At 41.9% G+C, this 25,426-nt stretch carries 17 protein-coding genes; 11 read left to right on the forward strand and 6 right to left on the reverse strand.

Annotated features, from left to right (window positions below; all coding sequences use genetic code 11):
* Positions 1-76: 76 nt before the first annotated feature.
* Both IMY23_RS19745 and IMY23_RS19750 read left to right on the forward strand, forming a co-directional pair.
* The gene (locus IMY23_RS19745) at positions 77-631 is read left to right on the forward strand and encodes a hypothetical protein (RefSeq protein ID WP_186631860.1); all 555 of its coding nucleotides are present in this window, start codon (positions 77-79) and stop codon (positions 629-631) included.
* Entirely contained in the window at positions 618-1,526 is a 909-nt protein-coding gene (locus tag IMY23_RS19750; RefSeq protein WP_186631863.1) for an agmatine deiminase family protein, read from the forward strand. The genes IMY23_RS19745 and IMY23_RS19750 overlap by 14 nt, the downstream gene beginning before the upstream one ends.
* A 99-nt stretch (positions 1,527-1,625) precedes the next feature.
* Here IMY23_RS19750 and IMY23_RS19755 read toward each other — a convergent pair whose 3' ends face one another.
* Positions 1,626-6,485 carry a type ISP restriction/modification enzyme gene (locus IMY23_RS19755; RefSeq protein WP_192823921.1) on the reverse strand — a complete coding sequence of 1,620 codons (4,860 nt, stop codon included), beginning with the start codon at positions 6,483-6,485 and terminating at the stop codon, positions 1,626-1,628.
* A gap of 256 nt (positions 6,486-6,741) precedes the next feature.
* Here IMY23_RS19755 and IMY23_RS19760 point away from each other — a divergent pair, with 256 nt between their 5' ends.
* Both IMY23_RS19760 and IMY23_RS19765 read left to right on the forward strand, forming a co-directional pair.
* Positions 6,742-8,337, forward strand: coding sequence for a hypothetical protein (locus tag IMY23_RS19760; protein WP_192823922.1), 1,596 nt, complete (start codon positions 6,742-6,744; stop codon positions 8,335-8,337).
* A 165-nt stretch (positions 8,338-8,502) separates the two neighbouring features.
* Positions 8,503-8,877 (forward strand): hypothetical protein, encoded by a 375-nt coding sequence (locus IMY23_RS19765; RefSeq protein ID WP_192823923.1) that lies wholly within the window; start codon positions 8,503-8,505, stop codon positions 8,875-8,877.
* 157 nt (positions 8,878-9,034) lie between these two features.
* On the opposite strand, the gene IMY23_RS19770 is transcribed toward IMY23_RS19765, so the two are convergent.
* From IMY23_RS19770 to IMY23_RS19790, 5 genes are all read right to left on the reverse strand, one after another.
* Positions 9,035-10,372, reverse strand: coding sequence for a Fic family protein (locus tag IMY23_RS19770; RefSeq protein WP_192823924.1), 1,338 nt, complete (start codon positions 10,370-10,372; stop codon positions 9,035-9,037).
* Positions 10,373-10,389: 17 nt separating this feature from the next.
* Positions 10,390-10,851 carry a hypothetical protein gene (locus tag IMY23_RS19775; protein ID WP_192823925.1) on the reverse strand — a complete coding sequence of 154 codons (462 nt, stop codon included), beginning with the start codon at positions 10,849-10,851 and terminating at the stop codon, positions 10,390-10,392.
* Between the two features lie 84 nt (positions 10,852-10,935).
* On the reverse strand, positions 10,936-13,218 hold the full coding sequence (locus IMY23_RS19780) for a TraM recognition domain-containing protein (RefSeq protein WP_192823926.1): 2,283 nt from the start codon (positions 13,216-13,218) through the stop codon (positions 10,936-10,938).
* 83 nt (positions 13,219-13,301) lie between these two features.
* Entirely contained in the window at positions 13,302-14,324 is a 1,023-nt protein-coding gene (locus tag IMY23_RS19785) for a DUF5712 family protein (RefSeq protein WP_192823927.1), read from the reverse strand.
* A gap of 12 nt (positions 14,325-14,336) precedes the next feature.
* A complete protein-coding gene (locus tag IMY23_RS19790) occupies positions 14,337-14,834 on the reverse strand; it encodes a BfmA/BtgA family mobilization protein (protein WP_192823928.1) in 498 nt (165 codons plus the stop codon).
* 737 nt (positions 14,835-15,571) lie between these two features.
* Here IMY23_RS19790 and IMY23_RS19795 point away from each other — a divergent pair.
* The 7 genes from IMY23_RS19795 (at position 15,572) to IMY23_RS19825 (ending at position 25,394) form a co-directional block, all read left to right on the forward strand.
* Positions 15,572-16,297 (forward strand): ParA family protein, encoded by a 726-nt coding sequence (locus IMY23_RS19795; RefSeq protein ID WP_181307934.1) that lies wholly within the window; start codon positions 15,572-15,574, stop codon positions 16,295-16,297.
* Between the two features lie 5 nt (positions 16,298-16,302).
* On the forward strand, positions 16,303-16,866 hold the full coding sequence (locus IMY23_RS19800) for a hypothetical protein (RefSeq protein ID WP_192823929.1): 564 nt from the start codon (positions 16,303-16,305) through the stop codon (positions 16,864-16,866).
* Positions 16,867-17,480: 614 nt separating this feature from the next.
* Positions 17,481-18,422: a replication initiation protein gene (locus IMY23_RS19805; protein WP_192823930.1), complete on the forward strand. Its 942-nt coding sequence runs from the start codon at positions 17,481-17,483 to the stop codon at positions 18,420-18,422.
* A gap of 329 nt (positions 18,423-18,751) precedes the next feature.
* The gene (locus IMY23_RS19810) at positions 18,752-19,738 is read left to right on the forward strand and encodes a hypothetical protein (RefSeq protein WP_192823931.1); all 987 of its coding nucleotides are present in this window, start codon (positions 18,752-18,754) and stop codon (positions 19,736-19,738) included.
* Positions 19,739-20,939: 1,201 nt separating this feature from the next.
* On the forward strand, positions 20,940-21,416 hold the full coding sequence (locus tag IMY23_RS19815; protein WP_192823932.1) for an exonuclease domain-containing protein: 477 nt from the start codon (positions 20,940-20,942) through the stop codon (positions 21,414-21,416).
* A 10-nt stretch (positions 21,417-21,426) separates the two neighbouring features.
* Complete coding sequence (locus tag IMY23_RS19820; protein ID WP_192823933.1) at positions 21,427-23,127, forward strand: DUF262 domain-containing protein; 1,701 nt, start codon at positions 21,427-21,429, stop codon at positions 23,125-23,127.
* A complete protein-coding gene (locus IMY23_RS19825; RefSeq protein ID WP_192823934.1) occupies positions 23,127-25,394 on the forward strand; it encodes a DUF262 domain-containing protein in 2,268 nt (755 codons plus the stop codon). The genes IMY23_RS19820 and IMY23_RS19825 overlap by 1 nt, the downstream gene beginning before the upstream one ends.
* Positions 25,395-25,426: the final 32 nt, after the last annotated feature.

Consider the following 25,426-nt stretch of genomic DNA (forward strand, 5'->3'; position numbering starts at 1 on the left):
GCCTTATTTCTGAAAATCAGGCCAAAAACAGATGGATTAACTGTGCCAGTGCATTGAAAGAAGTAAAAACTAACCAATGATAGAAGAACATCCTTTTGGCTACTACCTACCTGAAAACGCTGATAAGTTATTGATAGGGAGCTTTCCTTGCCACAACGGCAAAGACTATGGAGATTGGTTTTATAGCGGGAGCGGCAAAAGCGATTTTTGGAAATTAATGTCTGATGTCTTTGGTATGCCCTGCTTTACCAAAGACAATAAAACCGAAATATGTCTGAAGCATGGAATAGCCATCACAGACATAGCTTCAAAGATAGAAAGGACAAAAGGTAACTGCTCAGATTCTAACCTGAAAATAGTTGAGGTAAATACGGCTGGCATCAACAGTTGCTTGAAAGCAAATATCAAGGTCATCTATTTCACAAGTAAGTTTGTTGAGAGGCATTTTTCAAGGAATTTTCCGGAGGTAAAAATCCCCAGCTCCGTCCTACTCTCCCCTTCCCCGGCTGCCAATGTGTATATAGCTGGTTTACCTGAATATAAAGACTTATTGAATAGGAAGGAAGTCTCCTCTCCCTATGATTTTAGACTGCTTAAATACCAAGACTCCCTTCTGAATGGTAATAGATAAAGAAACAAACAAAGTCTTTTTCTCAGACCAATTGTTTGCTGACAGCCGTTATGGCGACACCTTTGACAGGATTTGCTCTGTTCTGGAAAAACACCAAATAGAGCATGGTATCATTAACTCGACAAAAGATATCTGGTGCAGAGACTACATGCCCATCCAGAAAGCGGCATCTAAATTTATCCAGTTCAGGTACGAGCCTTCTTATTTAGCAGAAGATCTGGATTTACAGACAGACCCAAAAACAACCCTTGAGCTAAACCAGATTCAGGCTACTTTCTCCAGTATAAATGTAGACGGCGGAAACGTGTTAAGGTGGGAAGACAGGGTGATTATTACAGACAGGATATTCCAGGAGAACCCAGCTTACACCAACAAGTCTAAGTTGGTAGATGAATTAGAAAAACTCTTTGAAGCCGAGGTAATTGTTATACCGCAAATAAAATCAGACATGACTGGCCACGCAGATGGGTTGGTGAGGTTTTATGACAGGACTACGCTCATCGGCAATTGCCTGGAAGAGGAGTATGACTATTGGAAAAAAGGCATGAAGAAAGTGCTTTCTGATTACAGCCTTAGCTATATTGATATGCCGTTTCTGGAGTATAAAGTCAAAGGCTACCCTGAATCGGCAATAGGTTGCTATGTGAACTATCTGGAAGTGGCAAACTTAATCCTAGCCCCCATTTTTGAGGTGGAGGGAAACAAAGACGAGGAAGCCGTTGGAATTCTTACAGAAGTGTTTGCAGATAGAACCGTAGAGCCAATAAACATCAATGACGTGGCAATCCATGGCGGATTGTTGAACTGTATAAGCTGGAACGTAATAAAAGGAGAATACGCATATCATACCCTTCCCAAAACGTTGGGCTACCTAAACTCCGCTGATTGTCTTTAACTAACGACTAAGGCAAAACCCTAGCTATAAGTAAAGGATGCGTTTTTGGCCTGTTTTCCCAAAATGAGGCCAGAAACGCATCTCTTTCTTACTACCGCTTTAAAACTCCAGCTGTGGCAATTCTTCTACTATGTCTGCGGTTTGTACGCTTACGTTGATAACACTCAACAGCAAGTCTAGGATATAGCGGGGGTTGCCTACTTCGTCTGCCCAGTCATTGGGGTCATTTTTAATACCGCTGTCTTTGTGGGTGGTTACCTGGTACCGCTCCATTACCCAATCAATGGCGCTTTTGCCGTTAACTGTGTAATCATAAGCTTTGGCAGGAATGTTCTCAAGGGTAATCTTGCTGTTGTAGAGAATGCAGTCTTTCTGGCCTTTCTTAGGGAAGCGCATTTTCTCTACTTTATAGAACCCGCTCTCTGCTCCGGTTACGGTAACCCCTGGGTATGCCGGCACGCTCTCATAGTTAAGGTGCAGGTCTGCCAGGGCGCGGCCCGCTTTGCTAAACTTCCAGAAATCACGCACATCTTCTACCAGGGGCAGGCGGGGCAGCATTTTCTTTAGGTCATTGGCAAAGAGGGTGCGGTAAGTGGGGCTGTGCAGGAACCCGTAAACGTAGTAGAAGATATCTTCTTTGCTCACGTTTTTGCCGTATTGCTTTTTGGCCCGGTCTAAGATAAAGTCACTTAGCCCATCGCGGCGGGTGTATTCACTTTCCCCTGAAGCATCAAACAAACCAGGGGTTTGCTTTTGCCGCTCTTCGTAATAATACAGCGGAAAAACCTGTCCATTAAATTGAAGCTGGACATCTGGAATAATATCAGTTATAATAACAGTGAAGTTTTTTGAATCTCCTATACCAGAAATACAGATGACGAAATTTTTATTTGAAGGAGTTGGGAAGAACTCGTTCATTTGACCCCGTCTATGAATCATTTTCTCCCCTAAATATACATTTTGCTTAAAAAAAGGTCTATACAGGCCTTTGGCTGTCTTTTTTTGTTCAAAAACAGCCCTATTCCCTTTCTCTAATTGCAATATCAAACTACTGGTCCAACTGATGTTCCTTGGGTCTACATTAATGAAGTCATTAACTTTAGGATTTAATGGCTTAGCTCCATTAAAATCATCTACTTGCTGATTATAGAAACTAACCATTTTCTCCATATTTGATTTAAGTAGGCTCAATGAAGAATTATAAACCCATGTGTCCCTTGATGATTCATTTCCTCTAGAATTAACCACAAAAAACACTTTTGCCTTTAAATCAAATTTCTTTTCTGATTGAATTGGGATAAATGTTCCGAAGGCGTCATTCCGTTCGTTCACCCAGTCGCCGTGGTCATTGGGGGTAAGTTGTTTCCAGGGCATTTCAGCATTACCAACAGATTTAAACTTTTTAACCAAAGCGAGCTTTTCTTCGCGGTTTAAATAGTCGCCAATGTCATGGTAATGAATGATAGCCTTCTTACCTGTATGAGCTGGATTTTTGACCAGCAACGTAATTGAAATGGGGGTTCTGGAACCTCCTCCAAAGACGTTTCCGGCTTCTTTTTGCCTTAACTCCCCGCTGGTGCGCGCATTACCTCGTAAGTTGAAAACGTAAATCGCGGAAAACTCATTTTCCAATGATTTCCGAAAGCCGTCGGCACTATTTCCATCAAGCCAAGCCCCATTAGAAACAAAACAGACAATGCCGCCATTCTTATCTAAGCGGTCTGTGCTCCACCGGAAAGCCTTTATATAGGAATCGTATAAAGAGTTTTTGTTCGTAGCATCGGTTGCCTTGGCATACGTAGCCGCTATGCGCGCATCTAGTTTAGGATAAGCCTGGTTCTGGGCATTGTCATTGGCAGACTTTTGCCCCACAGAGTACGGCGGATTGCCCATAATCACCCGCAGCGGGGCATTCTTCTGCGACATAATCCGTTCAAAGTTCCGGGAGAAAGTGGTTTCCGTGCCGTACTGCGTGGTTTTTACTTCGTCTAACTGAAAGGTATCGGTGAGCACAATGCCTTCAAAAGATTGGTATTCCTGGTTTTCCTCTAATTGGTCATGAAAGGCGTTTTCAATGTTTACGGCCGCAATGTAGTACGCCAGCAATACAATCTCATTGGCGTGCAGCTCCTGCTTAAACTTGCGCTCCAAATCCTTCTTATCAATCAGGCCGCTCTGCAACAGGCGAGTAATAAAGGTGCCGGTACCGGTAAAAGGGTCTAACACGTGCACGTTTTCATCAGAGACACTGCGGCCAAATTCTTTCTTCAGTACATCATTCACTGAATGGATGATAAAATCCACTACCTCCACGGGCGTATAGACAATGCCTAGCCTTTCCACCATTTTAGGGAAGGCCGTTTTAAAGAACTTGTCATACAGCTCAATGATAATGCGCTGCTTGCCTTCGGCGTTGTCAATGTTGCTGGCCCGCATCTTCACCGATTCATAGAACTTCTGGAGCGTTTCGGTATCCTTCTCCAAGGCCCCGCCTTCCAGTAAATCCAGCATGGTTTGCATGCTCACCGAGATGGGGTTGTTGTTCACAAAGGAGTATCCCTCAAACAAGGCCTCAAAAACCGGTTTGGTAATAATATGCTGGCTCAGCATCTCTACCGCCTCATGCTGGGTAATGCTGGGGTTGATGTTCTTCTTCAGCCCGTTCAAGAACCCGGCAAACGCTTCCCTGTGCGCCGTGTCTTCGTTTATCAGTTTATGGATGCGCTCCGCCTGGCGCTCGGCAATTTCGGCTACGTTTTTAGCCCACTGCTCCCAATAGCGGCGGTCGCCTACTTTTTGCACCATCCGGGCAAACACCACGTTTTGCAATTGCTCAAATTGCAGCATCAGCTGGTTAGCCAGCTGTTGGTTTGTTCCGTAAGGAGCCGGGTCTTCGGCCACCGTAGGCAGGCCATCTGGCGTGAAGGCATATTCCGGGCGCCCTACTATGATTTGCTCCGGCCTATGTTTGTTCAGCTCAATCTTATTAACCGTAGCGTTAAATCTATCATCGTGGGCCCGTAAAGCGTTCAATACCGTCCATACTACCTTGTAGCGGTCGTTATCGTCCAGGGCTTTGTCTGCCTCTACATTGCTGGGCACTACCACCGGTATAATAATGTACAAATACTTTTTACCCGGTGCTTTCCGCATCACCCGCCCAACCGACTGTACCACATCTACCTGCGAGTTGCGGGCCGAAAGGAACATGACAGCATCTAGCGAAGGTACGTCTACCCCTTCGCTCAAACAGCGCACATTGGTAAGTACCCGGCATTCGTTGTTCTCGGTTTCCGCTTTGAGCCAGCCCAACAGTTCATCGCGCTGGGGCGCGTTCATGGTACCGTCTATGTGCTGCGATGCTACAGACACCATCTGTTCTTTCTTCTCGTCGGGCAGGGAGTTGATGTAAGAATCGGTAGCGGTCATAAAATTGGCCGTTATCTTTTTAGATTCTTCTATGTTCCGGCAAAAAGCCAAGGCCCGGCGCATGGGCTCCGGGTCACTCTCCTTTATGATGCCGGCATCGCCCAACACTTTTTTAGAAAGCGCGTTTACGCACCCTATAAGCTTAGAAGCATCATCGGTGTTGATTTCACTTTCCTGGCCGACAATCATTTTCTGTACTGCCGGTGGCACGTCCTGGTCACTCAACGTAAGAATCAGCACCTTGTAATCAGTGAGTAAATCTCTGGAAACCGCTTCGCCAAAACCAATACGGTAGATTTCCTCGCCAAACAGTTTTGGGTCATCCATGGAGCACAAAATGGCATCGGCCTGGGCAGCCTTGCTTTTGGTGTCGTCGCTGTAAAGCCTGGGGGTAGCGGTCATGTATAACCGCTTTTTGGCCTGCAGAAAACCAGGGTCATGCACTTTGGTAAAAGCCGATTCATCTTCACCAGCCAATGCTACCCCTGTGGTACGGTGAGCCTCATCGCAGATGATTAAGTCAAAAACGCCAAAACCAATATCGGTCTGCAGTAACTGCTTCTGCGCCTGGGCAATCACCTCAATGGATTGATACGTGGAGAAAACCACTGTCATGCCAGGCTTCCGGTTTTCTTTTATGTGCCGGAACTGCTGTAGAATATCTTTTACATTGGTAGAGGCAGGCAAGGCCAAATCCACTACGCTGAAACTATCCGTATCTTCGTTTTTGGTCTTCTTCCGGGTTATTTCCGGGTCTGAGCAAATACAGATGGGGTTGATGGGCTCCAGCGCATCAGCTGACCATTCGCGCAGCGTTTGCCCCAACAAAGAGATAGAAGGCACCAGAAACAGGATCAAGCCTCTGCCGTCCGTTTCATTTTCAGCAATGCGCAGCGAGTTAAAGGTCTTGCCCGTGCCGCAGGCCATGATTAGTTTGCCCCGTTCCGCCTCTTTAAAATGCTCGTGCGTTTTGCCCAAAGCCTCTTTCTGGTGCGCACGCAACTCCTTCTTAGGGGCTCTGGCCGCTTCCCCGTGTATTCCCTGCTCCAGTTTTTCCCAGTCAACAGGTGCTTCCCTTAAATCATGCAGGTTTAACCTGGTTACCGGCGGATTTTGATTTCTGATGGCCTCTTCGGCATTGCTTCCCCATTTCTTACCAATGGTATCAATCCATAGGCGTTGCGTAAACCGAATGGATTTTAGGTCTTCCCCTTTGAATTCCCGGCTGGAGGTAGAAAGAAAAGAATCAACCGCCGGTTTATCTATCAGGGCGTTCTCCTGATAGCATTTGCATTGAATAGCCCAATAGTCGCCATCCAGCGTCAACGCCACTAAATCTATTCCGGTATCACCCCCGCCCAAATCATGTCGCCCCGGAAACTCATTCCAGAGCCATACTTTTTGGAACAGGTAAGCATATTTTGGGTCTGTTTTGAGATAGGCCTGCATCAACCGCTCAAAGCGCTCACCTTTATCTCGTTCTGAAAAGGCTACTCTCCGGTATTTATTTAGTATTTTCTGAAAACTCATTCTGGGCTATGATTAATCTCCTTCCACCTGTAAACCTGTAATTGAGTGGCATTTACACACAAACAGGAGTTATTTTTAGGCGAAATGGCAAGGAACGCCTGCTTTGCAATTGGTAAATATAATATTTATAGCGCAACGGATTCAGGCAAATTACAAAACCACTTCTCTATTAAAAGTTACATCGTGGGCAGACAACTTATAAAAATATTTTCATTTTGAACTTTTCAGCTACGTTGGAAAAGTGGTATCTTTTAGCATGGAAGTAGAAAAAGATGAGGGCAACGTTTATGCCTACAACGTTGAGGATAAGATTATCCATATCTCCGAGGCACGCAGCGGAAAGCAAGGATATTTCTGCCTGGGCTGCGGTAGGGAGTTGCAAGCCGTTAAATTCAAGATTGAGAATTATCAGTCTTACTTCCGGCATGACCCCAAAGGAGTAGAGCCAAACAGAAAGTGTACCTACTCAGATGAAACCCACCGGCATATTCTGGCCAAAAATATTCTCCAGCAAATCAAGAGAATTAAAGTCCCGCCGGTTTACAAATATCCCCCAAAAGGGCATGACGGGTTAGCCAACCTATTGCTAGAGGACAGATTCATTGAAGCACACACGGTAGAAAATGAAACCTGCTTCTTTGAAAATGAAGACGGAGAGATTAAGTGGGGAAAGAAAAAAGACGTAGATGAACGATTCCTGCTCATACAACCGGACGTTACATTCTTTGATAAAGACTACCAGCCTATCCTTTTCATTGAACTAGTGGCCACCCACAGCTTAACGTTGGAGAAACGGGTGAAAATTAAGCGTCTAGGGATTGACACTGTGCTAGTCCGCATCCCCAAAGACTCTCCACAGGAAATAGAAGGCACCTTTTACAAATCAGAAAAAACCAAGTGGGTATATAACCATGAGCAAGAACGCGCTGATTACATTTCAGTTTCCAACCCAGATGCAAAGGGAGTACCACCAATTGATGAACTCCAAAGAAAGCTTTTTGAAGAATCTTTCGAGTGCCGAGCAGCGCAAATTAGAAGCTTTGTACGGGGAATTAACAAATGCCTGGCAGCGAAACCATACCGTGACATTGAATCAAGTTTTAGAGACGAAATATCAAGAGTTGAGGGAAATACAGCAGCTAATCAAGAGCGACTGCGCGGACTTCAAGAAAAGCACCGAGCAGAGCTTGTCAGCAGATATTCAGAGGAAACAGCAAAAGTTGACTACGCAAAAGAGCAGCTTAGAAGAGAAGAAGAAAGATGTAGAGCAGACGCAGCAACATTGGAATCTGACTTTAAAGTCAAAATCGCAGGACTTGATGCAGAGGCGGAGATTCTTGAACGAACAATCGCAGAAGCGGAAGCAAGCCTTGGAGCAGATAGACTTACTCTTAGAGAAAGAGAAAACGAACTTAACGCAGCTGCAGACGCTGAAAGAAGAGAGATTGAAGCAGCAGGAATCAGCATCTACCAGATTGAGGGAAAGGCAAGAGGTCTATCAAGCGAATTTGAAAAACTTGAAGAGCTTGCTAGAGAACAGTTTGCTCAGCTTGAAAACGCTGAAGGAAGAGAAATTGAGAGAATTAAGGAGTCAGGCAGAGACCTTCCGGCTACATTTGGACGAGAGGGAGAGGATCTTGAAGCAAGATATAGAGAATTACGAGCTTCAACTGCTAGAACAGTTGAAAGCCGAGATGTCAGCGGCGGAACAGAATTGTCACGCAGAGTTAAGAGAACTCTACAATCAGGGTCATTACTCGCAGATTTCCAACAGAATCTTGAACATTTCAAAAGAAACAAAAGAGCTTGGGAATGCTTTAAGTCGGGGACTTTCAAGAGTTGGATTGGATAAGAAAGGAGTTGACGCTAATAAATTTATTGAGTTGATGGAGCAACACGCGTCGTAACTTCAATTCTGCTTCTAACTATTTGCAATTGTAAAACTGATTAAATTATTATTAAATACATTTACCTCTCACATTAAAACTAACCTGCCAGAAGATGACAGTATTTATAAATGATTAAAATAAAACACCCAGAAGAAGATTGTAATGTTAGCCAAGAAGCATTTTTAGCTAATTGTCCCGAAGACCAGCGCCGGTTCCATGAACTGCTTTTCACAGTTGGCAACATTACCTACCGGTACCATCAGAGCGCCAAAGACTTCTCCCCCAGCCTACAGGACTATCATGAATGGCTGGAAGGGTTACCAGAAAACGTTAGAAAAGGAATGCAGGAGAAAGGCTTTGAAAGCTGCAAAAGCGTTCTCTCTTTTACACGGTATGTGAATGAGAAAAACGATGTGGGGTTAGAAGAGTATATTGTGCAACAGTTGGATGCGGAGGATTTAGCAGAATATCATGGGTTTTTAACCATTGGGAAAGAACAGTAGCAACCACCATGCAGAAGCTCCAGGACATTCTGAATTTAAGCTTATTAAAGGCCCTTCAAAGGGTAATAGCTGACCTATTCTACAACGCCCAGGTAATGCAAAAGCTGTCTGGGCTCTCTTTGAACAACTGATATATACTTTTTTTAAATTTGGATTACTACCCGCCCATTTCCCTTTCTTGGGTTAGTTCTTTGGACACGTAGCTCCTGCCCCGCTCTGGCTTTTCTAAAATACTTACGGCCTTTATAATATCACTCACAGGTCCTTCTCCCCTTAAACCTGGAATTGCAGTTGAGGCCGTTAAGGCATTATTGACGTGCGCTTTGTTCACCCCTCCAACATAAGGCACTTTGGAAACGAATTTCGCCACATCTTGCAACCTTTCCCCTTCCGTCTCTTTCCCATGGGCTTTCAACTCCAAGCTTAAGATGGCCGAAGCTTTCATAAAAAGGTCTTTTGCTTCCGTGTGGTTCTTCGGCAGATCACTTTGGAGTAGTTGCGCTGGTGAAGGCACCTTTGAAGCAGGAATCTCCTTTCCGGCGGCAACATATTTCACCTGGTCAATTGCTTTTGTAAATCGCTCGGCATCCTGATAGAGGTAATGCTCAGGTTTCGCCCCACCTTCTAAGATAGAGGTACCAATCGTGCGTAAACCCTTTTCGTAGTTCTTCAGGCTCCTGGGTTCTTCCACTATGCTTTTCACTTGCTGCTTCACCGCAATGTCCCATCGGTCCGCTATCCGGTTGCCGGTCACCTCCAATTCCCGCAACGCTTCAATACGTTTCATGGCGGCCGAGGGCTCCGGAGTTCTTGCAATTCCTTCTACCCTGGCTTTCTCGGCTTCAATACCGGGCAACGGAGTGGTGATTTTGTGCAGGAACTCCTTTAAGGGGACTAAGTTTTTATGCGCTTCTTGAAGCGCATATGGTTTTACAATTGCAAAATTCCTGGCTTCATTATATTTGGCAGGGTCTGCTCGGTTAAAGTCAATGTCATACCCAGCTTCCTTTCCTAATTGAGTAAGAGCGGCTTGAAGGGTCCTACCGTTACCTTCCCGAAAGGGGTGAACATGATTGTACTGGTCCAGATAATAAGCGGCGCGCTCAATGAATTTGTCTGTACTCAATCCTTTCAAGTTGTTTTCCTGCTGGAGTTGCTTGCTGATGGCCCCCAGCCGCGTTTCAATCTCCTTGAAAGGGGCGTACCTCATTTCCTGGGGCACTAGATTGACTACGGTATCTTTTACACCTTGGAAGCCTCCCCTATTCGCTCTCGTCTCCCCAGCCCATGGATATACTTTTTGGAAAAGCTCCTTATGGATCTTCTGCAAATGCTCCTGGTCAAACCTCCCGGGTATGCCTCCCTCCTCCTTTAAGATGGCCGCCCCGAAACCGGCAAACTTATTCTCCAGACGCGCCAGGGATTCTCTATTCCGGATACCCTTATGGTTAAGTAGAATCCCGTTCTCATCGCTGAAGCCGTCATACTTTGCCATGGCTACAATTGTAGAAGTTAATGATTCTTTTCCCCCTCTGCCCTATCTTTGAAAAGGTCGGGTAAGGATACCTCGGAATTTTCCTTTGATGATTTCTTCCTATTGAAATCATGGTCAACAGACATTTTTGTGTTCCAATACTCTTCCTCGGGATCAGGTACATCTGAAACAGAATTGGCCGTTTCCTCAGGAACGGCCAATGTCATGCTTGTTGGTTCAGGTTCCGGGCTTGGCGAATCCAGTCCGTGGTACTTCGTCAGCTCATCCAATGCTTGTCGCAGGGTCAATTCTCCATCAACATACTTCTGCATAAATTCCAAAGCTTCCCCATCAGGCATCGGGCCATTGCTCATAACTAAGGCAAAGCCATGATTTGCGATGTTTTCACGCTCCGCTCTCTTTGCCAGATCCTCAAGGCTCAATCCTGCTGGGGCAGGCTTGAAAAAAGTCCCTCCGGGCTTCCAATTGCTATTTTCCATGCTTTGTTTTTCACTCAATCAACTATACAATATACGCAAAAATGGTCAAAAAAGCCAGTGTGAACAGGGGTAAGAACTCTGCTGTTACTCCTCTCCGGGAGCCAGCGTGTTAGGATACATTTCGACTGTTTCCTTTACCTCGTCGCGCACTTTTTGGTAATTCGCCTGGACTATTATTCTTTGCGCTTCCTGTGAATTAGTTTCACCCTCGTCTGCAAAGAGCGCGAATGGCTCCAGTTCATGTGCTTCCGTTTGTGCATCGCTGCGATCTATCCGCCCTTGGAAAAAGGTAGATTCTGTTTCAACCGTCTGACCTATAAATTCGCCCTGTTCCAACCCTACGGCATCTTGGATACGGACTAAACTGCGTTCCTGAAGGCTTACACTTTGGTTCTGGCTCCGGTTCCGGTGGCCAGAACCGCCGGTACTGCTGCCACTGCTCGTTGATACCATTGACTTATCTTCCCGACCGACGATTTTGGAAATGAGCTCCGCCGTCTCCATGTTGTTTACTTTCCCGATAAACCAATTATTGAGGTTACTGATCATCACCTGCATTTTGTCCCGCCCATAGGAGTCAACCATCTGGCTTAGATCCTGGCTCATGTAAATGGTCGCAATTTTATTACTTCTCGCCGTTGCCGGGATTACCTCCAGGCCAGGCACGTAGATGGTCGCTGCCTCATCCAGGAAAACATAGCTTGGGTGCTTCCGCTGCTGGTTCATTAGTTTGAGTGCCACGGTTATAATACAGCTGATAACCGGTGAAAAGGAATCTTTCAGCGTGGGATCATTGCCAATGCACAGTAACTTGGGGCTATTGGGGTCATTCAGGTTCAATGAGAACCCCTCTCCTCTACTCTCATCCGGGGTAAGCACCCAGACGATTTCCGGGCTGTTTATGCGACTCAGGATAATTTGCAAGGTGGCCACTACCCCTGCAATTTGTTTCTCGGCCTTCTGTTCTACTGCGGTGATGAGGCTTCGGACCATATCCCCGCACTCTATGTCTGTATCCAGCATGGATAAAACGTGCCTAAAATCCTTATACAGGGCCGTTGCCACTACATGAGGGATAGTGCAGTATTCTGGGAAGTTCTTGCGGTAAAACCAAATGATGCCTGTTAAATAAGCAATCGCTGATGTGCTGAAGAACTCCCCTGAATTTTTAATTGTATTTGTATTCAGGTTATTGATGATCGCCCGGCTGTATTCTTCGGCAAAGGCAACTACCGGCATTTCCTCCGGTCTCAAGGGGTTAAGTCGCTCCGTGCGTGATAAATCCCGGAAATTGATGACATGGAGTTGTACGCTGGGCTCAGGCTCGCCTTTGGCTTCCGCTTGTTCGGCAGCAAGGGTTAAGGCACGCTGCGCGACTTCTGTTAGCACGGGGAATTTAAAATCGTAAATCAGGCCTGCCCAGTTTTTACCGGCAAATTGCTCAATTACCGGCTCCCCAATACTGTATGACTTCCCTGCTCCTGCACCTCCTAACACCAGATTCCCCCGAAAAGCGTTTGGAACGTTTATGAAACCTCCGTCCTGCGTGGGCAAGCTGAAACCGTTTTCTGTAGTAATCTTTTTACGTTCAGTGGTTAATCCGAATTCTGGCCTTTTGCTGCGGGCAATGACCAACCCGGCGACGAAGGTGCTGAGAATTCCAAATAAGCTGGCCATGGGGTAGCCATACAGAATAAAATCCGAGGGAAATTGTGCAATTGTTAAAAGCACATACCCACTTATCAGGAAAAACCCACCGCAAAGCAGGAAAATAACCGTCCTGCTTTTTCCAGGTATCGGTTTAAGTTTGGGCTGACCTAATTTCCTTTCCGGGGCTTTCTGAATGAAGAGAAATGCAAGCGAAGCAGCCAGTAAGGAAAGTCGGAAGTAAACACCGGCCTTTTTGTATATGCTGTCTGCTTTCAAGAGAGACTTTTGCTTAATGCCACTTCCAGCACTCCCCGATCCATCGCCTGCCCCCTCTACGGTACTGATGCTTCCCCTACCCGCCATCCCATTGACTGATTCAGTGTTCTTAGTAACCCCTGTCCTCATACGGTCTGCTTGCCGCCGCCTCAGCTCAACCTGCCGGGCTATTCTCTTTTGTTGCGGCGTAAGTTCGGGGTTTGCTTTCACCCAAGCATGTGCCTGGCGTATTTCTGCTTGATGGAGTAATACATAATAATCCCCAAAAGCTATTGCTAAAATCACTAATCCAATAACCAAGGCTAACTTTTGATTCTTACCCGGTGTAGGTACTTGCATAATTATCTTTTTATAAAATAAAATATGACTCCAACTGCTTTGCCTAGGCAGTCCAGCATAAAGCTGCGTCTGCTTCGGAAATGGTTCTTTAAAATGGCTCACCTGGCATCACCTACCCTTGTCACGTTTTAGGCTTGAATGCTTAAATATTTTCACAATTGCAAAATGAAACAGACATAGCGGCCCTAGTCAATTTCCATTTCTCCATTCCTACGGCTTTTCCGCTCTCCTATTTCTTCTGTTTTAATATCCTTTCCTGTACCTGAGTTTACTGCGCGCTGAAAAGCGTGCAGCAAATTTCTGACCGGTGCCTTGCTTGTTGTGGGTTGCTCCCTTCCCGTCTGCAGTAGATAGTACGCATTATCAATCGGCTTTCCCTGTTGCGCTTTCGTTTCAATCCGTTTTAAGGAGCGGTAAAAAGTCTTGTCAAAATTTCTGTTAACGGCGATTTCCTTTACGCGTTCGCCATCAAGCCTCTGGCTTTTGGGTACATTTCTATTAACATCTTCTACCCGCTCCCCTATACGTATGGACCTGGCAGCATCGCGGCTTGCATCGCGTTGCTTGACCTTTATTTTCTCCTTCTCTTTTGCGGTATATCTGAATTGATGCTCAAACTGCTGCCCTGACTTCCGCTGCCAGTCTATCAGGTCAAACCTGCTCTTGCGCCCATTGGGGTTCAAGGTTATCTTTTGGTTCCTATCCCGCGCACTGACAATTATATGCACATGCGTCTGCAAGCCTGGACGCTTATCACCCACCTTTGCCTCTCCAGCTAATACTTCATTATCTGTTCCCCGGTAGCTCCGGTCTTGGTGGATAGTAGCAGCCCATACCAGGTCTTTGGAGGCAAGGCGCTGGTCCCCTTTTAGGTTAAAATTTTGGGCGTATAGCTCCATGACTTGCCGGGTATAGGCTTTCAATAGTTGTTCATCATTTTTGATGTGCGCGAGCTCATCTGCACTGGGACTTATGATAAGGGAATAGAATTTAGAATCTTTCGTAGTAAGTCCTTTCACATTGGAATCAATATCCTGTTGTACCCGTTCAGGCTTTAAACCATCGCTGTCCTGATTAAAAAAAATCCCTAAATCCTCTCTCTCCCTCTTTGCCTCATGAACCAAATAGTTGAGCGTTTGCAGACTGCTGCCAGTATTGTCATAGGCTGCTAGACCGTGTGATTTTGGGTTTATCAGTTTTATATACATGCCATTTTCCTCTTAGGTATCTACTTTCGGTTGTTCCAGTTTCTTCTTTTTGCCAGGCGCAATCTCTTTCGCTGAATCAAATATTAACTTAAGTTGATTAGTAATAGCACCTTCGTTCTGTTCTCTCAAGGCTTTAAGTTTACTTTTTCCATTTCTCAACTCCTCGTCTTTATACATACTCAACACAATCTCTTCCATGCGTAACACACGGTCAATCGTCACCCGTGAACGTATCAACTCTTCCAACATCATCGATAGCAATCCCCGTTCTTGCTCTTGCATATAACCAAATATCCGGTCGCCTAAACGTTTAATATCCTGCATTATCAAAGCACCTTCCCTTGCCTCAATTTCAACTGGATTCAATCCTCTTGTACCGAAATAGTTTACGGCCGCATCTAGGTAATCAATCGCAGACAAGCCCAGACGTTTAGCTTCTTTGGCTAATAAGTGGTGTGTCGCAGCATGAAGGCGTGCACTGGTAGTGCTTGTTTTTTCGAGTTTGCTCATACTATTGAAAATCCCAATATCTCTACTATATATCTACAAAATATTACTGATTACTAAGCACTTATATTTCATTCTCTACATTTTTAAGCTCTGCTTAAAAACAAGTATTTATAAATCAATGCCTTAGCATTGCATTTATAATGCTCTTCTTGCTAAAAGAATAACCTACACCCCATTGGGCATAGGTTATTCATAATTAGTCGATTAGTGAGGTAAACTAGAAAGTGATGGGTGCCAAAGAGTGATGCATTGAAGGCCTTACCACTACCTAATGTATAGTTATAATATTATAATGTTATAATGTTATAACTATACAGATTAACAAAATTGAATAAAAGGTTATAAACTTATAATATTGTACCATTATAACTGTTCACCAATGATAATCTATTAATTGTTATAATAGTATAGTTTTATCATATTATAACTATATATTATTATAATGTTATATAATTATAATATTATAATAACGAAATACTATAAATTTATAATATTATAATAAATAATACGTATAACATTATAAAGCTATAACCATAACGGATTATATGTTTATAACATTATACAATTATAAAGTTATTTTCTTATAAAATTATAATGTAATTGTATTATAATTTTATAATAAACCAAAACAATAATATTATAAGGTTATTGTGATATAAAATTGATGTATGATAACCTTATAAACCTATATTATTATAACTTTGTGGAAAGCTGAGCTATTTAGAAAAAAGTTAGTTATGAAAATTATAAGTTTTGCGACCCAAAAAGGAGGGTCAGGAAAATCCACGTTGACGCTTGTCTTGGCAGCAGCGTTGGCAGTAGACTATAAACTTAAAGTGGCGGTTCTGGACTGTGACTATCAGCAAAGCATCGTGAAAACCCGTGTCCAGATAGATGAGGAAAGTTTGCAATTGCTAAAAGAGTCGAACCCGGATGCTACCTATCCCTTCGATATTTTTTCTATTGACTTAAATGGAATTTTTGATTTTGTGGATAACCCGGAAAATGATTACGATTTAGTATTCATTGATGTACCGGGCCGGGCCGATGGCGATGATGTTTTTAATGCGCTTACTGCCTGTGATGCGGTCATAGTTCCATTAGTTGCTGATTATCTGGATAGGGCAAGCACGGCTGAATTTATGCATATTCTGCAAACGATTAAAACAGAGGCGGATAAGGCGGAAATACCCTTTGAGTATTTCGGTATTTCCACGAAGCGCTCTAACAATAAGGAGGAACAGGAAATGGATGATTATGTGGATGCCTTGGGACTAGCACGTTTTAAATCCTCCCTTAGCTACCGGGCAGCTTACAAGCGCGCATCCACTCTGTATAGCCTGACAACACCCGCTTATCTGCGCTATGTAGGTGGAGATAAAAATGTCTCTGAAGAAATACATGCGGTCTGCAATGAATTAATTGAACGGATGGAATTACCCGTAAAATCTGTAACGGAATAGGAGAAATGGCTGAACAAGAAAATAACGGCAATAGCCAAAGCGAGAAAAAAGAGATTAAAAAGCAAGGTGCGCCAAAATTCGGGAAAGCACGCATCGTAGTTCCCCAAGCTTCACGCGAAGCAGCCCGTTCAAACATGGCCGGGGAAGCGATGGTAAAAAGTATTAAGACGGAAACGGCTCCAGTTTCTGAACCGGAAACACCGACACCGGAAATTACCCCGTTAGTTGACATTGACTTTAAGGGTGTGAGTAGGGGGGAAGAGCGGGCTGAAAATAATTCAGCTACTGAGCCGGTGGATGCGGGGAAGTCTGCCTCTCCCGCTCCAGAAGGAAAGAAAGCTCGCGCCGCTGCAAGGAAAACAGCCCCAAGTGCTGAAAATCAGCCAGAGGAAACCAAGAATGTCAGGTTGCTGAGTTCTCTTTGGTTGGACGCAAAATTCAACCTGGTGCAGTTGAATGGAAGTGGTGGCCCGTCCAATTTGACAGATTATGCTGAAGAGGCATTCAGATTGTATGAAAAACACCTTCTTAAAACAGGTAAGATCAACAAATCTCGAACAGATAAATAATTTGCAATTATAAGTAGTTACCGAACCAGCATTTTATCCAATTAATGCATTTATTCTATAACTTAATTAAGTTAAAGCTAGGTTTCATCAGCCAAAAGCTAGGTTCTATCAGTAAAACTGGGCTTTCCCCTTTCTAATACTAATAATTTTAGCATCCAGTATAAAGAAGGGGCCTCTACTGATGAAACCTAGCTTTTGATAATATTATTTACATTGTTTATTATTAAAATGCAATTTTCGCGCCCAGACCTCCTACTTTATTGGATTTTTTGTTGCTTTCTTTTCCCATTTTTTTACATCCGCTCCAAACCAAACCTCTAAAAGCCTAATTTTTTTAACTACAAGTTTGTAGTATTTATGTTATTTGTTTAAGTATTTGCAGGAGCCATAAGAGATTGGTTTCCTGCCTATTAAGCGTGCTTAAAGCTAGGTTTTATCCGTTTAAAGCAAGGTTTCATCAGTCAAAAGCTAGGTTTGATAGGTGAGAAGCAAGGTTTGATAAGCGGAAAAGCAAGGTTTCATCAGTCAAAAGCTAGTAGAGTTTTAGAAACTTGCTTTATCTTATAAATTTTCTATATTTGGCCGAAAGTTGTGCAATTACTAGTTGGTGGACAATGGCAAAAGGGGTAACAGAGGCAAAAGAACCGCTTAAATTGGAAATTAGGCAACATAACGCCATTACAACGGCACGTTATGAGATGTCAGCTATAGAGATGGATATTTCGTTTTTCCTTCTTTCCAAACTGCGGGCCGATGACAAACCTGGTACAAAATACCAAATTTCTGTGAGGGAATTGCAGGAAGTCACTGGAAGACAATGGCACCACGGCCAATTTCTGGAGGCGACATCTGCACTCAGGAGCCGGGAATATGTCTTTGAGGATAATAAAACCGTTTTACAGGTGGGGTTATTGGCTTCTGCCTTGCATAGAAAAGGGGAGGGGTTGATTGAACTTGAAATCTCTGAGAACATAAGGCCGTACCTCATAGACTTAAAGAACAACTTTACCAGCTTTCAGCTCCAGGCGGCCTTTATGCTGCCCAGCAAGTGGGCTAAACGCATCTATCAGATTGCAAGTCAATGGAAGGACATCGGAGAAACCAAGATATACTCCATAGATGATTTAAAAGTGATCTTGCACCTAAAAGACCCCAAAAACAAGGAAAAGGAGCAATATTCATCCATCTCCTTATTCAAAAAGAACGTTCTGGATATTGCTGTGGAGCAAATCAATAAATTCACCGACCTGAGAATAAGCTATGTGTTGACGAAAAGAGGCCGGGTTTTCACGCACATCCGGTTCTACGTGAACAAACAGACGATTCAGCAATTACCGTTAGCATTCGATTTACCAACCGAAGATGTAAGGAAGCAGAATGCCCGGACTATCTTGGACGATTTAAATATTATCGAAGAGAAACTGGTTAATAGAATCTTGCAGGACGAGAATTTACTGAACAAGCTTTTCCAGTTCAACTATAAATTGAAAACTGACAAAATTAAAGCCACATCCAATCCCGGGGGATTATTCCTAAAAATTGCTGGTTTGGTCTAAAAGCTAGGTTTCATCAGTCAAAAAATATGCGCATTGGTAAATTAGCAATGGCCAGGGAGCAGAATTAACAAAGTTACAGGAATTATAAATTTTGACCATCCCGCCCTTCGGGCGGTCAATTTCAGCTACTTTTTGCAATTGCAAACTAAAAGCCTCAAATTATAAGGAAACGTTTCTGATTAAATAAAACACAGGAGTTATTGAGGATAAAAAAAGACTCGAGGAGGTGTGATTTTTTATGAATTTATGTATCTATTAATATACATTAACGTATAATATAATATACATAACAATTGCAAATCATCATTAACCTTTAAACCTAGGGAACCATGTCAACTCAAAGCACAAACCTCGATAAAGCTACTTCATGGGACAACATCTGTTTTCCGGTAAAAGAAGAAAAATTGCAAAGCCTTTTGCCTGACAACTACAATCTGCTGCCGTCGGACAGGCAACGGGCTATCGTCGGTACTATGCCGGACGGTACACAGCATATCTTTGCCCTGCAAAGCGATGAATACACGTTGATTCCTAATCAGCTTCTGCGCTCAGTGGTGGACAGCGTGGCAAAAGATTACACGATTGATGCCCGATATTCAACCCGTGGGGATTTCAGCATTAATGTTATCCTTCCCGACAGCTTGAAGGTGGGCAACGAGCGGATATATAAAAACCTGATTATAAACAATTCATATACTGGCAAAAGCCCCTTCAATATCCAAGGTTCATCCATTGAATCAACAAACGAAGAAAAAGTAAAGGTTTCCTATTATCGCCAAATCTGTTCCAACGGCCTGATGGGCTGGGCAGATGAATTTATGTCCTATGAAGAATATTTTAACTGGCTGGCCAATGGTCAACCTAAGAAATACCTGGATGCTTTAAAGGAAAAAGTAGAGCACGTAAACATTGAGAGGATTAAAAAAGAGGAAAGAATCCTGGCGGAAACATTCCACCACAAAGGGCTGAACCTAGAAGTATTCAAGGAACATTTAACTAAAATTCTCCGGAAATTCATTGTGCAGAAAGATTCAGTTACCGGCACGGTATACAATAAACTGGTAGGGGTGGCAATGCCTACCGATGCCGACGTTCAAAAAGTTATTACCGAAGCCGGTTTACCAAAGAAGCTGGCCACCCTGGCCGTGGAACGGTTAAGGTTTGAGGAAAAGGAATTGGAAACTGAAGCCAATCTGTGGTTGGTTTATAATGCTGCGAACTTTGCCCTTTTTAACGGAAAATCTGCCTTGACCATTAACGAACGCTTCAAAGCTGACCAGAAGGCGTTTAATAACATTGCGGCAATGGCTATATAACTAAGAACATTTTCGTAGAAATAGGTGAGGCCAAGAAATCCTCACCTATTTTTTTGCCTAATTAGACAGGGCACTTTTGCAATCGCAAAATTTTTCAAACTTTTCCCCCCTACCGCCCAATTCTTTGCAAATGGTGGGTTCGCTTTTTCTGCGAACGCTCAATTTGCTTTTTCTTCCTTTCTCGAAGTGGGGGAGGGGGCGTGGTATGCAGCGAGATGCGGGTCCATGGAGTAAAACAGAATGGTTCCGCATCCCGCTGCATACGGCGTACCCGGCTTCCTCAATAGCCCCCTTCCGGCCTAAGGCGGTGTACCATCTGTATGGTGGGTTCGCCTTTTCCGCGAACCGGCCATACTCCATTTTAAAGGCTCCTGGGTATAGGGTAGGGGAGTACGGTGTAAGTCAGGGCTGCAGGTGAAGGGCAACGGAGCCAGCAGCCCTGACTTATTTGGTGCTCCCCGGTTTTCCGGAAGAACCCGCGTTAGGGATACCGGCCACTTGTCCGCATAAAACTGGTTTTTAGCCAGTTTTATAGGTGGCCGCCGTAGGGGAGTAGCCCGGCCACCAGGTAACGCCCAAGCTATAGTTTTTAGAATCTTGTAACGGAACGAATTAAATAAAAAAATGGGCGGTGGGGGAAAAATCAAAAGTAGAACGTCACACATTGGCGTGGACATGGATTTAATTTGTACTAATAGTTTAAAGATATCATGTAAAGATAAACATGTAGTATGATGTTAGACAAAAGACTTTTCTAACCTATAGAATTTGAAATCTGGTTGTTAGATAACCTTTGAAAAAACAAGAAAGATAAAGCAATTTATCTACTTCTTCTAAATATGATTAAGCAGAATATATCTTACTTAGACGAATTTCCCAATGGTTAAAATTATCCTCCTAAATAAAACACTATCTTAAAGCAAAATTTAAATTATGGCAAGTTTTTACTGTAAGTACTGCGGTTCTAAAGCATCGAGTGTCTCTAGTTTAACAGGAAGCTCTTGTTCCAGACATCCATTAGGTTCTAATAAAGGAAAGCATACCTTGTATGAAGGTTCTGAGAAATCTCAATATACCTGTAAATACTGCGGCAATAAGGCTTCCAGTATTGCTAGTTTAACCGGAAGCTCATGTTCCCGGCATCCAAATGGTAGTAATAAAGGCAAACACGAACCTGCTCAGTAAATGACTACTGGTTATTATGAAGGGCACATTTACAGCAATTGATTTTGAAACTGCTCATGGTAAGCGCTGGAGCATCTGTCAGGTTGGTCTTGTTCGATATGAAAACGGAGTTTTAAAAAGGAAAATAAATAAACTGGTTTGCCCTCCCGAGAACTATTATCATTATCGCAACTCAGAAATCCATGGTTTAACAGCAGGTCATACTTTCAATGCACCTTCATTTGCTGAAGTTTGGATTGACCTGAAACCTTATATTGAAAATCAAACAGTGGTAGCCCATAATGGAGCCTTCGATTTCAGCTGCCTGAAACAAGCACTTGAATATTACCAAACTCCCCAGCCCGTTTATCACCAGCAATGCACTTACAAAATGTATGGCAAGGGGCTGGCTGAATTATGTAAAGAGTATAAAATTAAATTAAATCATCATGATGCCCTGAGTGATGCAATGGCATGTGCTGATTTGTACCTAAAATATCTGAAAGAAAATTAATAAAAAAGTAATGGAGGAAAACAGTATCAGTTTAAAACCAATAGGAGACTTTCTGACAAAAAATGAATTTAATTTTTTAGTTAAATCTTACCAAAGGGGTTACAAATGGACCTGTAAAGAGGTAAAAGATTTACTGAATGATATTCAAGATTTTCAAGATAACAGCAATAGTTTTTATTGTTTACAACCAGTAGTAGTCCGTAAGAGCCAAGATATATGGGAATTAATAGATGGTCAGCAACGATTTACCACCATTTACCTAATACTTTCTTTTTTGGAAGACACAAAATTTAATATTGATTATCAGACCAGAAATACAAGCTCAGAATTTCTGAAAAATTATATTGGATTAAATAAAATTCCCGATATCAGCTGGGAATCCTTTATAAAGCAAAATAATGAACTAAATAATATTGATAATTACCATTTCTTTCAAGGGTATAATGCAATAAGACAATGGTTCGGAGATAACAGCTTTGTAGATAAAACCGAGTTTAAGTTAAAACTTAAGGAAAAAGTAAAAGTAATCTGGTATGAATTAAAAGATACGGTTTCTAAATCAGAGGACTTGTTTTCCAGAATTAACAGTGGTAAAATACCATTAACTAATGCTGAGCTTATCAAAGCACTTTTTTTAGTAAAAGAAAGAGAAAGTAATAACAATAATTCGGCGAAACATTCCCATCAGATGGAGTTAGCTCAGGAATGGGATAGAATTGAATACGAATTGCAAAAAAATGATTTCTGGTACTTCATCAACAAAAATATAAATGAAAAACCAACCAGGATTGAATTTATATTTGACCAAATAGCCGGAAGACACTCCGACAAGAATGCTTTTTTCTCATTTGACTATTATTATAAGGAATTGAAATCCAAATCCGTTGAGGAGCTTTGGAATGAAGTTAAAAATTACTTTTTAACCTTGCAAGAGTGGTATGAAGATAATGAGCTATACCATTACATTGGATTTCTGATTACAGCTGGAATTACCAATCTGCACGAGTTAAAATCTGAATTCAATCAATATCCTAAAAACAAATTTAAAAAGGCCCAGAAAGACCGTATAGGCAAATACTTAAGGGGTTTCGATATAGATAATTTAAAATATCCCAACAAAAAGATTGAAAGTATTTTATTAGTATTTAACATTCAAACCCTAATAAAAACTGAAATCAGCAATCGTTTCCCTTTTGACAGGTTTAAAATTGAAAAATGGAGCCTTGAACATATTCATGCCCAGCAATCTAAAGGGCTGAATACAAAAGAGCAATGGCACGCCTGGCTAGAACAATATACCGAACTTCTCAATGGTACGGATTTAGGTCTTCAAACCTTAACCGCAGTAAAGGATTCAGCTCTTACTCAAGAACAGTTTAAGGAGCTGCAATACAAAATATTTGTTCATTTCAATAAAAACGAATCTCAAGAAGATATAGACAACATTTCAAATTTAGCTCTTTTAGACAGCGGGACAAACAGCAGTTTAAACAATCACCTTTTCCCTATCAAACGGAATCTGATAATCGACCGGGACAAAAAAGGCAAGTTTATCCCAATTTGCACTAAAAATGTATTTTTGAAATATTATACTAAAAACCCTTCGGATTTATACTTCTGGGGGGATGGAGACAGGAAAAGTTATTTGAAAGAAATCAAAAGAACACTTACTGCTTTCAACCCAATCAATGAATCAATAAAATCCGAATAATGGAATCTATAGATAAAAAATACACTTTTTGGCAGTTACTGGGTGAATTCAAGGTTGAAATCCCAATCATTCAGCGGGATTATGCCCAGGGGAGGGAGAATGTTAAAACCAAACAAATACGGGATAACTTCCTAGATAAGATTCTGGCTGCTATCGATGATGAAAACTCTATTTTAGAGAAAAAATCCTTAGACCTAGATTTCGTTTATGGTTCTGCTGCCGATAACAAATTTATCCCACTGGATGGCCAGCAACGGCTAACAACCCTTTTCCTTTTGCACTGGTATGTGGCTTCTTTAACCGACAATCTTCAGGCAAACAAACAGATACTGTTGAATTTTAGTTATGAAACCCGTATCAGTTCCCGGGAGTTCTGCCATGCCTTAATAAATAGCAACTTAAATATAGGTAATGAAACCTTGTCCTCTCAATTAAAGGACTGTTCTTGGTTCTTTCTTTCCTGGAGTAAAGACCCCACCATTAAAGCGATGCTGGTTATGCTTGATGCTATTCATAGTAAGTTACAGCATGTTGTGAAAGCAAAACATTGGCAGGCGCTTACGGAGGAAAGGATAATCACTTTTCAGTTCCTTGATATGAATCATGAAAACTTACAGCTTACCGATGAGCTTTATGTTAAAATGAATGCCAGGGGAAAGGCATTAACGGACTTTGAAAATTTTAAAGCATGGGTTGAGCAATTTATAGATGAAAAAAATTACATAATTAAAGTTGAAGACTGGAAAACAAAATTTGATAAAGACTGGACTGATTTATTTTGGAATTATAAAGATGGTGATAACCATTTGATTGATGAAGAATTCATGCGCTTTTTCAATGGAATGGTTTTAAATCAATATGCCGCGGGGTTCAAGGGGAATATTGATAAGGATGAAATCTACAAAAAAAATGTACAGGCACTTTCAGCTAAAAAAGAAAATGGTCAGGAAGTTTACATCCCAATTTCCATATACCTGGATATTCAAGCTTTCTCCGAAGCAAGTGTAAATGATATCTTTCAAACGCTGGAGTTTATAAAAGGCAATAAAAACCAGGACATAAATACCTCATTATCAGGTATAAAATTCTATACTCCTGAAGAATCCATTTTCGAATCGTTTATTCAGGGAGATATTACTTACCCAGATAGGCTAAGGTTTTATGCCTTATCACAAGTTCTGATTAAGAATGAAATTTCTATTGAATCTAACCCACTTACTCTCCAAAGATGGATGCGATTTATCCGTAATTTAATTGAAAACACAACTATTGACTCAGCTGAAACCTTTAGTAGAGCAATTAACTCTATAACCTCAATATTGGCTAATAAGAATGTTTTCAATAACCTATATGAATATTTATCTGATGTTAATACTGTAATAACAGGATTTGACGGAAACCAAATTAAAGAAGAAAAATTAAAAGCACTCTTAATCCACAACAGTCAAAATACCGAGTGGGAGGCCTACATAATTGAAGCAGAAAACCACCCGATGTTTAGAGGTAATATTGGTTTTTTACTGCCGGAAAATAGAGAATCCGAATTTACTAAATTTATCAGCAGAAAGAATGTGGCGTTTCGACTGTTTAACAAGGACGGGGTTAATGAAAAATTCGGAAGAAGTTCAAATCTATTAGGCCGTTTATTATTGGCTATGGGTCTAGGGCTTCAAAATGACGAACTTTGGCTTGGTGGAAAGCAGCAATATTGGAAAGGCCATTTAAAGAACGCTCATTATATCCCGTTTATAGTAAAAGCAATTGATTTATTATTGGATGCGGATGATGAAAGTTATTCTGATATTTTAAATGCAAATCTTAATGTAGCCGGCCTTGAGTCTTGGAAAGAGCATTTAGTAAACAATCCAAGGTTATTTAAAGAGTATACCTATTATGGTCGAATTAAAAAGGATTGGCGTGGAATTAACCTATATCAGCAGGAGAAATTTAATGCTAATGTAAATGCCATCCTTATTGAGAATAACAGAAATGAAGTAATTACAGAATTATTAAAAGAAGGACAATATAAATTAGTCAATCCTCACATCATTAAATGTGAAAACTTCTATGCCGGAGACAAAATTGAATTAAGAAATAAAAAAATAATATTATCATTTGGGCAGAATAAGGTTAAAATTTATCAATTGAATGAGGAAAGCAAAGATGGAATTTTAATTGCTGAAACTTCATTTTTAGAAGGTTCAGAGGTATTATTAGAAAGCATTAATGAACATCTTACCCATTCAATAAATTTTTCTGAAGCTTAAGATGTCCAAAAAAGGGTACATATCTCGGTTTA

The organism is Rufibacter sp. LB8 (genome assembly GCF_014876185.1).
GTDB lineage: Bacteria > Bacteroidota > Bacteroidia > Cytophagales > Hymenobacteraceae > Nibribacter.

What these genes read in the sequence shown, in the direction of transcription:
- IMY23_RS19745 (WP_186631860.1), top strand. Translation starts at nt 77, where the DNA reads ATGATAGAAGAACATCCTTTTGGCTACTACCTACCTGAAAACGCTGAT.
- IMY23_RS19750 (WP_186631863.1), top strand. Translation starts at nt 618, where the DNA reads ATGGTAATAGATAAAGAAACAAACAAAGTCTTTTTCTCAGACCAATTG.
- IMY23_RS19755 (WP_192823921.1), bottom strand. Translation starts at nt 6,485, where the DNA reads ATGAGTTTTCAGAAAATACTAAATAAATACCGGAGAGTAGCCTTTTCA.
- IMY23_RS19760 (WP_192823922.1), top strand. Translation starts at nt 6,742, where the DNA reads ATGGAAGTAGAAAAAGATGAGGGCAACGTTTATGCCTACAACGTTGAG.
- IMY23_RS19765 (WP_192823923.1), top strand. Translation starts at nt 8,503, where the DNA reads ATGATTAAAATAAAACACCCAGAAGAAGATTGTAATGTTAGCCAAGAA.
- IMY23_RS19770 (WP_192823924.1), bottom strand. Translation starts at nt 10,372, where the DNA reads ATGGCAAAGTATGACGGCTTCAGCGATGAGAACGGGATTCTACTTAAC.
- IMY23_RS19775 (WP_192823925.1), bottom strand. Translation starts at nt 10,851, where the DNA reads ATGGAAAATAGCAATTGGAAGCCCGGAGGGACTTTTTTCAAGCCTGCC.
- IMY23_RS19785 (WP_192823927.1), bottom strand. Translation starts at nt 14,324, where the DNA reads ATGTATATAAAACTGATAAACCCAAAATCACACGGTCTAGCAGCCTAT.
- IMY23_RS19790 (WP_192823928.1), bottom strand. Translation starts at nt 14,834, where the DNA reads ATGAGCAAACTCGAAAAAACAAGCACTACCAGTGCACGCCTTCATGCT.
- IMY23_RS19795 (WP_181307934.1), top strand. Translation starts at nt 15,572, where the DNA reads ATGAAAATTATAAGTTTTGCGACCCAAAAAGGAGGGTCAGGAAAATCC.
- IMY23_RS19800 (WP_192823929.1), top strand. Translation starts at nt 16,303, where the DNA reads ATGGCTGAACAAGAAAATAACGGCAATAGCCAAAGCGAGAAAAAAGAG.
- IMY23_RS19805 (WP_192823930.1), top strand. Translation starts at nt 17,481, where the DNA reads ATGGCAAAAGGGGTAACAGAGGCAAAAGAACCGCTTAAATTGGAAATT.
- IMY23_RS19810 (WP_192823931.1), top strand. Translation starts at nt 18,752, where the DNA reads ATGTCAACTCAAAGCACAAACCTCGATAAAGCTACTTCATGGGACAAC.
- IMY23_RS19815 (WP_192823932.1), top strand. Translation starts at nt 20,940, where the DNA reads ATGAAGGGCACATTTACAGCAATTGATTTTGAAACTGCTCATGGTAAG.
- IMY23_RS19820 (WP_192823933.1), top strand. Translation starts at nt 21,427, where the DNA reads ATGGAGGAAAACAGTATCAGTTTAAAACCAATAGGAGACTTTCTGACA.
- IMY23_RS19825 (WP_192823934.1), top strand. Translation starts at nt 23,127, where the DNA reads ATGGAATCTATAGATAAAAAATACACTTTTTGGCAGTTACTGGGTGAA.